Below are 14,848 nucleotides of genomic sequence, written 5' to 3'. Positions count from 1 at the left end.
AAATGCAATTAAAACAAAAAGCTGTGGCATTTTAGTCCAAATTACCACAACTTTTATTACTTATTATTCATTAGGCTGATCATGACTATAATCGAGGTTTGAAAAGCGATTATACGGTTTGGAAAACATTAACTTGACTGTTCCCCTACTACCTGAACGGTTCTTTTCGATGATAACTTCCACTTCACCGTTATCATCTTCTGCCGCCACTTCTTTATCCTTATTACCATCTTCCTCATCACGATAATAATCATCACGATAAAGAAACGAAACAATATCCGCATCCTGTTCAATTGAACCGGACTCACGAATATCAGATAAAACTGGTCTCTTATCTTGTCTTTGTTCAACTGACCGCGATAGCTGTGACAAGGCAATCACAGGCACGTGCAGCTCCTTGGCCAATTTCTTTAGTTGCCGTGAAATAGCTGAAACTTCCTGCTGGCGTGATTCACTGTGAGGGCCCTCAATTAGCTGTAAGTAGTCAATGACTATTAACCCTAAATTACCTTTTTCTTTGGCGAGCCTGCGCGCCTGCGCTCTAATTTCACTCATTTTAATGCCGGGTGTGTCATCAATGTAAATGCTGGCTGTTGCTAAAGAACCCGAAGCTGCAACCAATTTAGGCCATTCATCTTCATCCAGTTGACCAGTTCGCAAATGTTGCGAATTAATCAAGCCTTCTGATGCCAGCATTCTTTGGACCAGCTGTTCGCCACTCATTTCCAAAGAAAACATTGCCACTGTTTTATCTGTGTGCAAGCCTACATATTGCGCCACGTTAAGCGCAAAAGAAGTCTTACCTACTCCAGGACGGGCAGCCACAATTACCAGTTCATCATCGTGAAAACCAGTAGTCATTTTATCAAGCTCAACAAATCCAGTGGGCAGTCCCGTGACCATGTTGCCATCTTCTGGAATATCATTGATTTCATCAATAGCTGAATTAACAATATCCTTGATATTGCGAAAGCCATTGGCGTTATTTTCTGATGAAACATTCATGATCTCGCTTTCGGCGTTATCTAAAATGTCAGTAACATCATCAGAATCCTGCATTGCATTCGTTATAATTTTTTGGCTGGCAGAAATAAGCCGCCGCAGCAGCGCCTTTCGATGAACGATTTTAGCATAATAAGTGACATGGGCAGCTGTCGGTGTTGCCATAGCTAATTCAGAAACGTAAGCAATACCGCCAATATCGTCTAGTTGATTTTTCTTAGTTAATTCATCTTGCAGAGTTAACGGGTCAATTGCATCCTCACGATCAGATAGATCAAGCATAGCCTGAAAAACCAGCTGGTTGGCCTTTTTATAAAAATCGTCGGGTTGAACCTCTGCACTCGCATCAGCAATTGCATCAGGATCAATAAAAATTGCACCTAAAACTGCCTTTTCCGCCTCATCATCGTGCGGTATTTGCTGTGAGACAATATTATCCATTAATCACGCCCACTTTTATCAAAATCTATTTCAGGGCTAATCCTGTTCAGTAATATGAACGCGAATTTTGCCTTCTACGCCCTTGAATAACTTAACCGGTACATTAGTGTAGCCCAATGATTTAATCGGTTCAGGCAGGTTCAATTTGCGCTTGTCAATTTTAATACCAAATTGCTGCTCCAAGCCTTCCACAATCTTTTTTCCTGAGATGGAACCGAATAACCGTGAGTCAGAACCGGCCTTAGATTTGAAATTAACGACTGTTTCATCCTTATCAAGTTCAGACTTGATTTTTTCAGCTTCAGCCTTTTCACTTTCGTATGCTGCTTTTTCATTAGCAGCTACTCTTTCCAAAGTGTGCATGTTAGCTTTGGTAGCTGCTTTAGCTAATCCTCTTTTAAATAAAAAGTTTTGGGCATAACCATCAGGAACATTTTTAACTTCTCCACGTTTACCGCGACCTTTAACATCTTTAGTAAAAATAACTTTCATTGTGCTCTCCTTTTATTCATTTTCTTGTTCATAAGTATCCACTGCGTCAAGTAATTTAGCAAGTGCATCCTTAACAGTAATCCCTTTAATTTGGGTGGCAGCATTAGACAGATGACCGCCGCCACCGAGTTTTTCCATTATCACTTGGACATTAATATCACCCATTGAACGGGCTGATATACCAATTGTATCTTTGTCACGCCGAGTAATAGCAAAACTAGCTTCAACGTTTTCCAAATCCAGAGCAGTATCCGCAGCCTGAGCAGTAACAATTGGATCTATTTCCTTGTCATCAGGTCCGCATAAAACAGCCATCTTAGGCTTGATCATCTGCAAGCTGCTGACAAGACGAGTGCGCTGCAAGAAACTATCAATATCTTCTTTTAGCAACTCACTAACACCCATCGTACTTGCACCAATTGAACGTAAATAGCTGGCTGCATCGAACGTTCTAGTACCCGTACGCAATGAAAATTCTTTGGAATCAACCGTAATTCCTGCCAGCATTGCCGTAGCGTCAAGATCTGTTAAAACGCGCTTACCAGAACTAGGCTGCTGGTATTCCACCATTTCAGTTACCAGCTCACAAGCTGACGAAGCATAAGGCTCAACGTATGTCAGCATTGGATTTTCCGGAAATTCCTCGCCGCGTCGATGATGATCAATCACAATAATTCTGTCTCTAAGCCGTTCGTATAATTCTTTTGCATATGTGATAGAGTATTTCGAATGGTCAACCATGACCAACATTGACTTAGCGGTCAACTCATTTAGTGCATCATCTGGGGAAATGAAAATATCATTATCTTCCTTTACTTTTGCCATCTTCGCAACTAAACGACTGACATCATAGTTGGTTTTATTGACATCTAGGACAAAATTAGCTTTTACATGGTGCAAACGGGCGATTTTGACAACGCCTATTCCGCTACCAACCGAATCCATATCTGGGCTGGCATGACCAACTACAAAAACGCGATCCGCTTCTTTAAAAAGCTCGCTAATTGCTTGTGAAACCATTCTGGCTCTGACCCTGGTTCTCTTTTCCATTGGATTAGATTTACCACCAAAGAAACGGGCAGCTTTTCCTGGCTGACTAAGAACAACCTGATCGCCGCCTCGACCCAGTGCCAGGTCAAGGTTAGATTGCGCCTGATCAGCTAATTCGGTAATTAAGCTACTACCAAAGGCAATTCCAATAGATAACGTCAAAGGGGTATTATTACGACTTGTTTCTAAGCGTATCTTATCCAAAACAGAAAATTTATCTTTTTCCATCTGAGTCAAATCTTGCATATGAAGCAAAAGCAAAAAATGATCTTCGTCGATGCGTTTAAGATAGGCGTTGAATTTTTTCGCATAATCACTCAGAGTATTCTGCACATAGACACTGGTGGCAGTCAGCTCTTGATCATGCATTGTTTCACTTAGCTCATCATAATTATCAATAAATATTTGTCCGATGGCTAATAATTCATTCTGATAGCGTTCTTCAATTTTGGCATAACGCGTAATGTCAAGCAAATAAACAACGCCGAGATTGTCCTGAATAACCATTTCAAATTGATGACCATCCCAATTTACTATATGATTTTCGGCAGTTTTTGCCTTTAACGATTCATCAATTAATTTATCTAGTTCAGGGTCAACCGCTGCTATTGTGTGACCAATTAATTCTTCATTTTTTAAATAGAGTTGTAAATAAGGATTCGCCCACTGAATTTGACGATCCTTATCATATAGCAAAATGCCCAGAGGCATTTTAATCATTGCTTCTTGCTCGCTGCGCTTAATCCGATAAGATAAACTGACAGCAAAGTTATTCGCATTGCCAGCTAAGATATATGCGCCATAAGCAACACACGCCACAGTCAAAATAAAGATCAAGACCATAGCCAAGCCAAATAATGGGCTCATAATCATGGCAACGATGCTGCCTAAAAGCGACAAGGCTAAGATGATAATAACAGAAGCTGTTAGTCTGGAATCTTTAATAAAAGCAGGAAATTCAAGCTTACGTAAAAAATCTTTCATGTAAGGTCCTTCCTAAATTAATGTATAATACATCATTATTATTATACATTGGATTGACTGGATAAGAAACTCCTCAATATTAAGGTTAAAAATATTATTATGTATTCAGTTACTCTAAATTCACGTCCTGCACTATTGCTAAATTACTGCGACCCTGTTTTAGGTAAAATAAAATCTCGAAATTAAGTAAGCTTAATCTCGAGATTTATCTCATTAACAGTCTATATTTTGATATTAAGTAATCAGTAGCACTACTTAATTTCTGTTAATTAGTTGTTCTTATTAGTCTTCAGTAACAAATGGCAACAAGCCCATAATGCGAGCTCTTTCAATTGCCTTAGCTACTTTACGTTGGTTCTTAGCGCTGGTGCCAGTGACACGACGTGGTAAGATTTTACCTCTTTCGGAGATAAAACGTTTCAACAAATCAACGTCCTTGTAGTCAACGTAATCAATATGGTTGGCAGCAATGTAGTCAACCTTACGACGACGATGGGCGCCGCCTCTTCTTTGTTGAGCCATATCCTAGGTCCTTTCTATCAATTTAGAATGGTAAATCATCATCAGAAATATCAATGGTATCGCCTGAACCGGCAAATGGATCCTGAGTATTATCTAGGCCATTGTTCTGGTTTGGCGTACCCATATTAGGATTGTTATTGGTATTTTGATTACCATAATTACCATTATTATTTGGTGTGTAACCACCATTTTGACCACGGGCTTCACGATCTTTACGTGATTCAAGCAATGAGAAATTATCAACGATAACTTCCGTTACATATACTCTTTGCCCGTCTTTATTATCGTAGTTTCTGGTTTGAATTCGGCCATCAATACCAACAAGTGAACCTTTAGACGTAAAATTACAGAAATTTTCTGCTGCTTTGCGCCAAATGACACAACTGATAAAATCTGCACCTCTCTCACCTTGAGCGTTAGTATATTGACGATCGACGGCAAGAGTAAACGTAGCAACCGAGATTCCACTCCCAGTAGTACGTAATTCAGGATCACGTGTTAAACGGCCAACAAGTACAACTCTGTTAATCATACTTTAGGTCCTTCCTTTCCTAAATCACGAAAACGATAACGTTTTTGTTCTTAATTATCCAACTTTAACAGTCATTGAACGTAAAACGGCAGTATCAATCTTGGATAAACGGTCAAATTCGTTAACTGCGTCAGCGTTATCAGCAGTGAAAGTCATAACGTGATATAATCCCTCACGATATTTATTAATTTCATATGCGAAATGACGCTTTTCCCAGTCTTTTGACTCAACCATCGTACCACCATTATCGGTAATAACTTTATCATAGTTTTCAACCAACGCCTTTTTTGATTCTTCATCAATGTCAGGCTTGATAATATAAGTTATTTCGTACTTAGTAGTTGTCATACTAGTGCACCTCCTTCTGGACTAAATGGTTCTTGCTAAAAATCAAGAACAAGGAGTAATGAAGTTTATTACTCGCAATCTCTAATTCTAGCACATAAATAAAAAATTACCAAACTATCTTCACGTGATCCACTAAGAAATTTTCATCTCTTACTAATAAATACGTTAAATAATTTGCTAATTTTTTAAAATTTTATTTTAGTAGTTAATCCTGCTCACTGTCAGTTTCTTCAGCTGCAGCAACTTCTTGATCTTCTTCGGCAGGAACTACCGCAAGACTGGCAACTTTATTGTTGTCATTAACTTTGATCAAACGAACGCCCAAAGTGCTGCGACCTGTTTGAGAAACATCCTTTGTCTTAAAGCGGATCATGATACCATCATCAGTAATCACCATGATATCCTGGCTGCCATCGATCACTGTTACACCAGAGAGTGGACCATTTTTCTCGGTAATATTTGCAGTCTTGATACCTTTTCCGCCGCGACCTTTAGTTGGGTATTCGGCAGCTGCTGTTCTCTTGCCGTAACCCTTTTCAGAAATGACTAACACTTCATCGCTATTCTTAATGACGCCAGAGCCAACTACATAGTCATTTTCGCGTAAATTAATTCCGCGAACGCCAGCTGCTGTGCGGCCCATTGAACGAACTGTCTGCTCATTAAAGCGCACGGCGTAACCTAAGTGAGTACCAATTAAAATATCTTGTTTGCCATCAGTAGCCAAGACATTATTCAACTCATCGCCATCACGCAAGGTTAAAGCAATTAGGCCGCTGTTACGGATATTGCCAAATTCACTGACATGTGTCCGTTTGACCGTCCCCATCTTTGTAATGAAGAATAAGTATTGGTCATCCGCATCTTCAGGAATATTGACAATTGTCTGGATTTTTTCGCCCTTTTCCAGTTGCAATAAGTTGACTATCGGGAGACCCTTAGCTGTACGGCCAAATTCCGGAATTTCATAGGCTTTCTTTGAATAAACTTTACCCTTGTTGGTAAAAAACAGTAACATATCATGCGTACTGGAGTAAATGAGGTTTTCAATAAAGTCACCGTCTTTAACGCCCATGCCTTTAATACCTTTACCACCACGATTTTGAGTCTTAAATTCAGTAATTGGCATCCGCTTAATGTAGCCACTATGAGTTAAGGTTAGTAAAACATCTTGTTTTTCAATTAAATCTTCATCTTCAATTGAAACAACTTCACTGGCACCGATCTTAGTCCGCCGATCATCACCAAAGCGCTTTTGAATATCCAGCAATTCATTGTAGATTATTTCATTAATGCGCTCCGGCTTTGCCAAAATATCTTTATAGTCGGCAATTTTAGCTTGTAGTTCTTTATATTCAGCTTCAACCTTGTCACGCTCAAGACCCGTTAACCGTACCAAGCGCATATCTAAAATGGCTTGTGACTGCTTGTCATCAAGACCAAAACGACTGATTAAGGCAGCTTTAGCAATATCACTTGATTGACTCTGCCGAATGATGTGGACGATTTCGTCAATATGATCAAGGGCAATTTTGAGACCTTCAAGAATGTGTGCTCTAGCTTCGGCTTTAGCTAATTCAAATTTAGTTCTACGGGTAACAACATCTTCTTGGTGCTCCAAATAATATTGCAGCATCTGCTTGAGGCTTAAAAAGTGCGGTGCGCCATCGACGATTGCTACCATATTCATACCAAAGTTAGCCTGCATTTGTGTCAGTTTAAACAAGTTATTTAAAACCACACTAGCGCTGGCATCACGGCGGATATCAATGGTAATTCTCATCCCCGTTTGATCTGATTCATCCCGCACACCGGTAATACCATCAATTGTCTTCGCACGCGCTAAATCAGCAATTTTCTTAACCAGTTCTGCTTTATTAACCAAGTATGGTATTTCAGTGACAACTATTCTTTCACGGCCACTTTTTTCAGTTTCAATATTGGTATTAGCACGGACAACAATATTGCCGCGACCAGTTTCATAGGCGCGATATATGCCGCCGCGACCCATGATCGTTCCGCCTGTAGGAAAATCAGGACCTGGGATTGCCTTCATCAGTTCTTTAGTAGTGACAGCAGGATTATTCATTAACATGTGCAGTCCCTTAATCACTTCAGAAAGGTTGTGTGGCGGGATATTGGTAGTCATACCAACCGCAATACCGCTAGTGCCGTTAACTAAAAGATTTGGTATTCTAGCCGGCAATACCACCGGTTCATTTTCAGAATCATCATAATTACGTTGCCAATTAACAGTGTTTTTATTGATATCCCGCAGCATTTCAACGGCTATTTTGCTCATGCGTGCCTCAGTGTAACGCATTGCGGCGGGCTCATCACCATCAACCGAACCAAAATTGCCGTGTCCGTCAACGAGCATATAGCGGTAGCTGAAGTCTTGGGCCATATGAGCCATTGCCAAATAAATTGAGGAATCACCGTGAGGGTGGAATTTACCCATAACTTCCCCTACAATTCTGGCAGACTTCTTGTATGGTTTATCTGGTGTAACACCTAGTTCACTCATACCATATAAAATCCGGCGTTGAACCGGCTTTAAGCCATCACGCACATCGGGTAAAGCCCGTGCGACGATAACGGACATGGCATAATCCAAGAATGAACTATTCATTACGCTGGTCAAATCAACGTTTCGTATTCTGTGATCTTGACCTTGATTGTCGTTATCCATTTAAACCTCCTATGCATCCAAGTTTTCAACGTATTTAGCGTTAGTTTCAATAAAATTGCGCCGTGGTCCTACTTCATTACCCATCAGCAATTCGAAGACCTCATCGGCATTTTTAGCATATTCCGGGCTGACACGGTCAAGCCGTCTATTCTCAGGGTTCATAGTCGTATCCCATAATTGTTCAGGATCCATTTCACCTAATCCCTTATAACGTTGTACCAACGGTTTGGGACTCGGCTGCAAACTGCCCAGATAATCATGCAATTCTTCGTCTGTATCTAAATATCTGACAACTTTGCCTTGACGCACTTGGTATAGAGGCGGACGTGCAATATAAACATAGCCCTTTTCAATCATCGGACGCATATAGTTGTAAAAGAGGGTCAAGAGCAGTGTCCGAATGTGAGCCCCATCGACATCGGCATCTGTCATAATAATTAATTTATGATAACGAGCCTTAGACACATCAAAATCTGCGCCAAAACCGGTTCCTAAAGCTGTAAACAGTGACCGAATTTCTTGGTTAGCCAAAATGCGGTCCATTGACGCTTTTTCAACGTTCAAAATCTTACCACGGATTGGCAAAATCGCCTGTGTTAATCGTGACCGACCCTGTTTAGCAGAGCCTCCAGCCGAATTACCCTCAACTATGAATAATTCAGAAATGCTGGGGTCATTACTAGTGTTGTCAGCTAACTTACCAGGTAAATTAGCGATCTCCAATCCGGATTTCTTACGTGTCACTTCACGCGCACGTTTAGCTGCCGTTCTAGCACGTTCAGCCAGTTGTGCTTTTTCAACAATCTTCCGGCCAACTTGCGGATTTTCCATTAAGAAACGGTTGAAGGTTTCAGAAAAAGCGTGATCTACTGCAGTCCGTGCATCAGAGTTCCCTAATTTGGTCTTAGTCTGACCTTCAAATTGCGGATTAGGGTGCTTAACTGAAACAACAGCAGTCATTCCTTCACGAATATCTTCTCCTGAAAGATTATCATCACTATCTTTTAATAACTTGGTCTTATGGGCATAATCATTAACTACCCGCGTTAAGGCTGTCTTGAACCCTGCCTCGTGCATTCCGCCTTCATAAGTATGGATATTATTGGCAAAGGTCATTAACGTTGTTTTATAGCCTTTTGTATACTGCAAAGAAACTTCAACGTTGATCTCGTTATCGTTACCTTCTACATAAATCGGCTCATTGAATAATACTTCTGTATCCCGATTTAAGAATGAAACGTATTCCTGGATTCCGCCTTCATAGTGATAAACATCGGTTTCCGCGCTTTCTTTACGCTTATCTGTAAACGTTAATTTCAGGCCCTTATTTAAAAAGGCTAACTCACGGATACGGTTTTTGAGGATCTTATCATCAAATGAAGTGGTTTCAGTAAAAATGTCTGGATCTGGGAAAAAATGGACAATAGTACCATGCTCAGATAATGGAACTGTCCCAATCATTTTCATTTCGTCAACTACACGGCCACGGCTAAAATCAATAAAATATTTTTTACCGTCACGCATAGTCGTAACGTCCAGTTTGGTTGAAAGAGCATTAACGACTGACGCACCTACTCCGTGCAAACCACCAGAAACCTTATAGCCGCCACCGCCAAATTTACCACCGGCGTGTAAAACAGTAAAAACAGTTTCCAGAGCTGGCCGGCCGGTTTTCTTTTGAATATCTACCGGAATACCACGACCATCATCTTGGACAGTAACACTGCCGTCTTCATTGATAGTAACTTCAATTTTAGTGGCAAAACCGGCTAGACTTTCATCAATACCATTATCAATTATTTCCCAAACCAAATGATGCAAGCCCTGAGAACTGGTAGAACCAATATACATTCCTGGACGCTTACGAACTGCTTCAAGTCCGCCTAAGACTTGAATCTGACTGGCATTATATTTATCGGCTTCTTTTTCATATTGCTTAATTTGATTGAGATTTTCTTTTTCATTATCTGCCATGCAATTTCCCCTCTTCTAAATAAATTTGTCCAGATTTAATTTGGTATATTTTCGGTTTTTTAATTATTTCCCAGGAAATACCCGCAAGATCTGTCGTCGTAATAAATGTTTGTGTTTTACCATGAATGTAATTAAGTAAGGCGCTTTGTCGTTTATGATCAAGTTCGCTCATAACATCGTCAAGCAGCAATAATGGATATTCAGCAGTTATCTGGTGCACAAGCTGTATTTCGGCCAGTTTAAGACTAAGTGCTATGGTTCTTTGCTGCCCTTGAGAACCATACAAATGCGCATCTTTGCCATTAAGCGTAAATTCAATATCATCTCTGTGAGGACCACTCAAAGTAGTACCTTTGAGAATTTCAACCTTCTGATTTTTTTGGAAGTTAGTCAGTAACTTATGATAAACTTCTTCAACACTATCTTTTTCTGTTATTTCCTTAACTGACGGTTGGTAAGTTACCTGCAAATTTTCTGCACCGGTACTAATGTGATTATAGGCATCTTGGGCATACTCATCTAAGCTTTTTAGGAATTGAAAACGGCGAACAACTACTTCTGCAGCAACTCCAGCCAATTGATCAGATAAAACTTCCAAGAACATGGTATCGTGCGCATCACCCTTTGCTAATTGCTTTAAGTAATTATTTTTTTGCTGCAAGACTTGCTTGTACTTGCCCGCAAAATAGAGGTATTCTGCACTAATTTGCCCAAATTCCTGATCCATAAAGCGTCTTCTCAGACTGGGTGCGCCTTTAATCAAATCTAAATCTTCTGGAGAAAATAAAATAGCGTTCAATTGTCCCACATATTTGGACAACTTCGCTTGTTCAATCCGATTAACCCAAACTTTTTTACCCTTTTTAGTAATTAGAACCCGCAGAGATAAGCCAATTTGGCTTTTATATACATGGCCAGATACATTGGCATAATCTTGACCAAAAGCAATTAATTCTTTGTCATTACTAGTTCTGTGAGAACGTGTTAAAGCTAAAAAGTAAATTGCTTCGAGTAAGTTAGTTTTGCCCTGCGCATTTTGACCTATAAAAATATTGACGTTGGGATCAAAATCAACCTCAAACTGCTGCAGATTACGGTAATTTTGTGCAATAAAATGCTTGAGATACATTTAATGCTACCGCAATTCATAAGTTTCTTGGTTTACTTCAAGCCTGTCGCCAGAGCGCAATTTCTTGCCGCGTCTTTGTTCTTTGACCCCATTCAGTAAAACTGGATTATCTTGCAGGTACCACTTAGCCTGACCACCAGAAGAAATGATACTTTCTTCTTTTAAAAATTGCCCCAGAGTGATGTACTCACTCGTTAACTTAAACTCTTTGATCATAACCACCTTCACCACTTTAAATACCTATAATAAGTATATTCGTTTCACAAGTAAAAAACAACTAAAAGCCCGTATAAAGCCATATAAACGGCTTTTTTTAAAATAAACAATTCATAGTAAATGACATTAAAAATAAACTGACAAGCATTTTCGGTCGATTATAAAAAGTTGGCTCTAAAAAAAGCCATCAAATGATGACTTTTTATTTATGCTCAATTTAATGATTAAAATGTTCTAACTGGGGTAATCAGTTGGACAAAATCAATATCGCTTTTATCTGGGTTGACCGTAAATGGTCGCAGCGGTTGCGTGAATGACATCACAACTGAGTCAGTTACTGAAGCTTTCAAGGCGTCACGTAGGTAATCAGGATTAAATGAAATTTTCAGATTTTTACCTGTCAGCTTTTTAAAGCCAACATCTTCTTCAACATTACCAATTTCAGCGGACTCACCAGACAGTTTGGCAATTTGCTTGTCGACATCAAGAGTTAAATCAACTACGTTATTGCGTCCAGCATGTGTCAGTAAACTTGCCCGATCTAGTGCGCTGGAAAGTTCCATTAAATCAAATTCCACAGTTGTTGTGCTATCTGTTGGGATTAGGCGCTCAGTATCAGGATAGCTGCCTTCAAGTAAACGTGAATAAAACAGAATATTGCCGATTTCAAAAAGAACCTGATTTTCTCCCGGACATACTCTAATTTCAGGATTAGTTTCACCAATAATCCGAGCAAGCTCAAGCAAGCTTTTTCCAGGAATGATCAGATCAGTCTTGGATTGCGGACCATTTTCTAAAGCTAAGGCCCGGCTGGACAACCTATGGGAATCGGTGGCTACAGCATGAATCTTATCTGGGCTAAAAGTAAAATGCACTCCCGTTAATACTAAGCGGCTTTCTTGAGTTGCAACAGCAAATTGAGTTTCATTGATAATTTCGCGGAAAGTTTTCCCCGAAATAACAAAAGAGGACTCGTCAGGAATTTCCGGTAATCTTGGGTAGTTATTGGCATCTAAACCATTAATTGTAAACTCACTATTTTCAGAGATAATTTGGGTTTGAAAACTTTCTTTAACTTCTAAAGAAAATTCTTTTCCAGGTAATCGTCTAATAATTTCACTAAAAAAGCGTGCTGGTAACACAATTGAGCCGGTAGAGCCCACAGTTAGATCTTCACTAACCGGAATTTTAATTTCTATTGAAATATCGGTATCACTACCAGTTAAGAGTAATTCATCTTCAGATAAGTTAAGCTTGATTCCACTGAGAATAGGGATAGTTGCTCTGGAAGAAATGGCATGCATTACATTGTTTAAATTGTCTAGAAAAAGATTTCTGTTTACGGTAAATTTCATTTGGAGCCTCCTGTTATTTTGTCTAGTTCCTTTATATTAATTATATATTTAATTAGTAGTATTAGTAGGTCCTGTGATTTATGTTGAAAAGTTATCACAGCCTTAAAATAACGTAATTATTGCGGTTAAGAAAATGTGCACAACTCCGCTATTTTTCCACAGTGAATAACTTTTAACGGTCAAGCATCTGCTTTAAATCAAAGACAGCGGTCTTAATATCGGAATTAGTTTTTATTTCCCGGCTGATTTTTTCATAAGCATGCATAACGGTTGTGTGATCCTTACCACCAAATTCCTGGCCAATTTTAGGAAGGCTGGAATCAGTTAATTCACGGGACAAATACATTGCTATTTGTCGTGGTACCACAATTTGGCGTACACGCTTTTTTCCTTTTAGTTCGTGCGTTGAAGTTTGAAAATAATTTGCAACTACTTCTTGAATTTTAGAGATTTGCAAGCCCTGATTTTTCTGGACTAATTTGAGATCAGCCAGCGCCTCACGCGCTAGATTGACATTAATGTCTTCATGTTCAATTGTGGCGTGTGCTTGGACTTTTACTAAAGCACCTTCAAGTTCACGGATGTTGGTATCAACTTGAGAAGCGATATAGTCTAAAGTATTGTCATCAATAGTTAAGTTTTCGGCTTCAGCTTTTTTGCGTAAAATTGCAATTCGGGTTTCTAAGTCGGGTGGGGTGATTTCAACCTGTAGGCCCCAGGTAAACCTTGATACCAAACGTTCGGACAGATCTGGTATCTCGGTTGGAAGCCGGTCGCTTGTCATGACTATCTGCTTTTGGTCATTGTAAAGCGTTTCGAACGTATGGAAAAATTCTTCCTGAATACCTTCTTTTTTTGCAAAAAATTGAATATCGTCAACTAATAATAAATCGCATGTGCGGTATTTAGCGCGGAACTGATCCTGAGTTTTGTTCTTAATTGAGTTAATGAAGTCATTAACGAAAGTTTCACTTTGGATGTAAACGACTTTTGCATTGGGGCGCTCAGCCAGCATTTGATGGCCAATAGCCTGCATCAGGTGCGTTTTTCCTAAACCGACACCACCAAAAATAAAAAGGGGATTATAAAAGCTACCGGGACTGTCAGCTACTGCCAAGGCAGCACCTGCTGCTAATTTGTTTCCTTCACCTTGAACAAAGTTGTCAAAAGTATATTTTTCATTGAGTTTCAGGCTGCGCACAAATGCATTATCTGTTTGTGGGCGGGTATTCTCAGAAACTACTTGAGTTTGCACTTTTGGAGTTACTAGTCTTTCTGTACTTTTATCACCTTCAATTTGAAAAACTGGCATAACTTCAATATTGGCATACCCGTAAGCAGATTGAATTAATTGCGACGCCAAATTTTTTTCCCAATATCCCTTAGTTACAGGATTTTGGACTGCAATTTTCAATTCATGAGTTTCCTTATTATAGGAAAGAGGCCTGGTGTTTTTAAACCAGGCGTTATAAGCTACCTCATTAAAATGTTCGTGCATTTCGCTAATAAAATGATGCCAAAATTTATTAATATCAAACAAAATATTTCCCTCCGCTTACGTTGAGCAACACATATTTTACCATCTAATAAAAATGTTTTCCACAAGTGAACAACATTAATTCAGAATTAACAAGTTGTGGATAGATTAAAAGCGAAAATGCACAAAAAAATGCTGAATTTTGCTAATTAATTATTTATGTACAATAAATTTGTGGAAATTTTATACTGCTATGACAGTAAAAGAGCATTATTGGGTGACAATATATCCACATACTGTGCATAAAATTTTAAACAGCGTGTAGATTGTGGATAAAAGTGTGGAAAATCATGTTAATTGCAAAATGTGGATAATTTTTAGAGCGAAAATGTAAACAGACTTAGTGCAAAATAGTTAGCCTATTAAGAACAAAATCTTTTGTCATAACATAAAAAGATTAACTTTTAGTTCGGAGGGAAAAGTAAAGGTAATAATCATTAATTTAAAAGCTTATTGCTGCTTTTAATAACTAATAGCTTATAAGTTATTTTTCGTATAACTTTAGTATTAGAGTCTGCAATTTTTTTAACTATAGAAAATGCTAAATAAGATATAAGTTATATTCCTTGTTTAT

General features: G+C 38.9%; 12 protein-coding genes. All 12 read right to left on the bottom strand.

The features are described 5' to 3' along the window. Positions 1-63: 63 nt before the first annotated feature. Positions 64-1,443, bottom strand: a complete 1,380-nt coding sequence (gene dnaB / locus DLD54_RS00060) for a replicative DNA helicase (RefSeq protein ID WP_038520455.1) — start codon at positions 1,441-1,443, stop codon at positions 64-66. Between the two features lie 36 nt (positions 1,444-1,479). After that, positions 1,480-1,935: a 50S ribosomal protein L9 gene (gene rplI, locus DLD54_RS00055; protein WP_038520452.1), complete on the bottom strand. Its 456-nt coding sequence runs from the start codon at positions 1,933-1,935 to the stop codon at positions 1,480-1,482. Positions 1,936-1,947: 12 nt separating this feature from the next. Next, positions 1,948-3,969, bottom strand: coding sequence for a DHH family phosphoesterase (locus DLD54_RS00050; RefSeq protein WP_109917809.1), 2,022 nt, complete (start codon positions 3,967-3,969; stop codon positions 1,948-1,950). Between the two features lie 282 nt (positions 3,970-4,251). After that, positions 4,252-4,491 carry a 30S ribosomal protein S18 gene (gene rpsR, locus DLD54_RS00045; RefSeq protein ID WP_038520445.1) on the bottom strand — a complete coding sequence of 80 codons (240 nt, stop codon included), beginning with the start codon at positions 4,489-4,491 and terminating at the stop codon, positions 4,252-4,254. A gap of 22 nt (positions 4,492-4,513) precedes the next feature. Further along, positions 4,514-5,023 (bottom strand): single-stranded DNA-binding protein, encoded by a 510-nt coding sequence (gene ssb / locus DLD54_RS00040; protein ID WP_038520442.1) that lies wholly within the window; start codon positions 5,021-5,023, stop codon positions 4,514-4,516. Positions 5,024-5,077: 54 nt separating this feature from the next. Continuing rightward, positions 5,078-5,371, bottom strand: a complete 294-nt coding sequence (rpsF, locus tag DLD54_RS00035) for a 30S ribosomal protein S6 (RefSeq protein WP_034978626.1) — start codon at positions 5,369-5,371, stop codon at positions 5,078-5,080. Positions 5,372-5,576: 205 nt separating this feature from the next. Then, on the bottom strand, positions 5,577-8,063 hold the full coding sequence (gene gyrA / locus DLD54_RS00030) for a DNA gyrase subunit A (protein ID WP_109917808.1): 2,487 nt from the start codon (positions 8,061-8,063) through the stop codon (positions 5,577-5,579). 9 nt (positions 8,064-8,072) lie between these two features. Beyond that, positions 8,073-10,037, bottom strand: coding sequence for a DNA topoisomerase (ATP-hydrolyzing) subunit B (gene gyrB / locus DLD54_RS00025; protein ID WP_109917807.1), 1,965 nt, complete (start codon positions 10,035-10,037; stop codon positions 8,073-8,075). Beyond that, positions 10,027-11,166, bottom strand: a complete 1,140-nt coding sequence (gene recF / locus DLD54_RS00020; protein WP_109917806.1) for a DNA replication/repair protein RecF — start codon at positions 11,164-11,166, stop codon at positions 10,027-10,029. Before recF ends, gyrB begins: the two co-directional genes overlap by 11 nt. Before the next feature lie 6 nt (positions 11,167-11,172). Next, positions 11,173-11,382, bottom strand: coding sequence for a S4 domain-containing protein YaaA (gene yaaA, locus DLD54_RS00015; protein WP_109917805.1), 210 nt, complete (start codon positions 11,380-11,382; stop codon positions 11,173-11,175). A 224-nt stretch (positions 11,383-11,606) separates the two neighbouring features. Then, positions 11,607-12,737: a DNA polymerase III subunit beta gene (gene dnaN, locus DLD54_RS00010; RefSeq protein ID WP_046326469.1), complete on the bottom strand. Its 1,131-nt coding sequence runs from the start codon at positions 12,735-12,737 to the stop codon at positions 11,607-11,609. 172 nt (positions 12,738-12,909) lie between these two features. After that, entirely contained in the window at positions 12,910-14,277 is a 1,368-nt protein-coding gene (dnaA, locus tag DLD54_RS00005) for a chromosomal replication initiator protein DnaA (RefSeq protein ID WP_038520426.1), read from the bottom strand. Positions 14,278-14,848 lie beyond the last annotated feature (571 nt).

Origin of the sequence: Lactobacillus helsingborgensis, assembly GCF_003173695.1 — a bacterium.
GTDB lineage: Bacteria > Bacillota > Bacilli > Lactobacillales > Lactobacillaceae > Lactobacillus > Lactobacillus helsingborgensis.
Note: the sequence above shows the minus strand (reverse complement) of the source record. Positions and strands in the feature narration are given on the sequence as shown.

Excerpts from the sequence above, each read along its gene's own strand:
- dnaB (WP_038520455.1), bottom strand. The coding sequence starts at position 1,443 with ATGGATAATATTGTCTCACAGCAAATACCGCACGATGATGAGGCGGAA.
- rplI (WP_038520452.1), bottom strand. The coding sequence starts at position 1,935 with ATGAAAGTTATTTTTACTAAAGATGTTAAAGGTCGCGGTAAACGTGGA.
- DLD54_RS00050 (WP_109917809.1), bottom strand. The coding sequence starts at position 3,969 with ATGAAAGATTTTTTACGTAAGCTTGAATTTCCTGCTTTTATTAAAGAT.
- rpsR (WP_038520445.1), bottom strand. The coding sequence starts at position 4,491 with ATGGCTCAACAAAGAAGAGGCGGCGCCCATCGTCGTCGTAAGGTTGAC.
- ssb (WP_038520442.1), bottom strand. The coding sequence starts at position 5,023 with ATGATTAACAGAGTTGTACTTGTTGGCCGTTTAACACGTGATCCTGAA.
- rpsF (WP_034978626.1), bottom strand. The coding sequence starts at position 5,371 with ATGACAACTACTAAGTACGAAATAACTTATATTATCAAGCCTGACATT.
- gyrA (WP_109917808.1), bottom strand. The coding sequence starts at position 8,063 with ATGGATAACGACAATCAAGGTCAAGATCACAGAATACGAAACGTTGAT.
- gyrB (WP_109917807.1), bottom strand. The coding sequence starts at position 10,037 with ATGGCAGATAATGAAAAAGAAAATCTCAATCAAATTAAGCAATATGAA.
- recF (WP_109917806.1), bottom strand. The coding sequence starts at position 11,166 with ATGTATCTCAAGCATTTTATTGCACAAAATTACCGTAATCTGCAGCAG.
- yaaA (WP_109917805.1), bottom strand. The coding sequence starts at position 11,382 with ATGATCAAAGAGTTTAAGTTAACGAGTGAGTACATCACTCTGGGGCAA.
- dnaN (WP_046326469.1), bottom strand. The coding sequence starts at position 12,737 with ATGAAATTTACCGTAAACAGAAATCTTTTTCTAGACAATTTAAACAAT.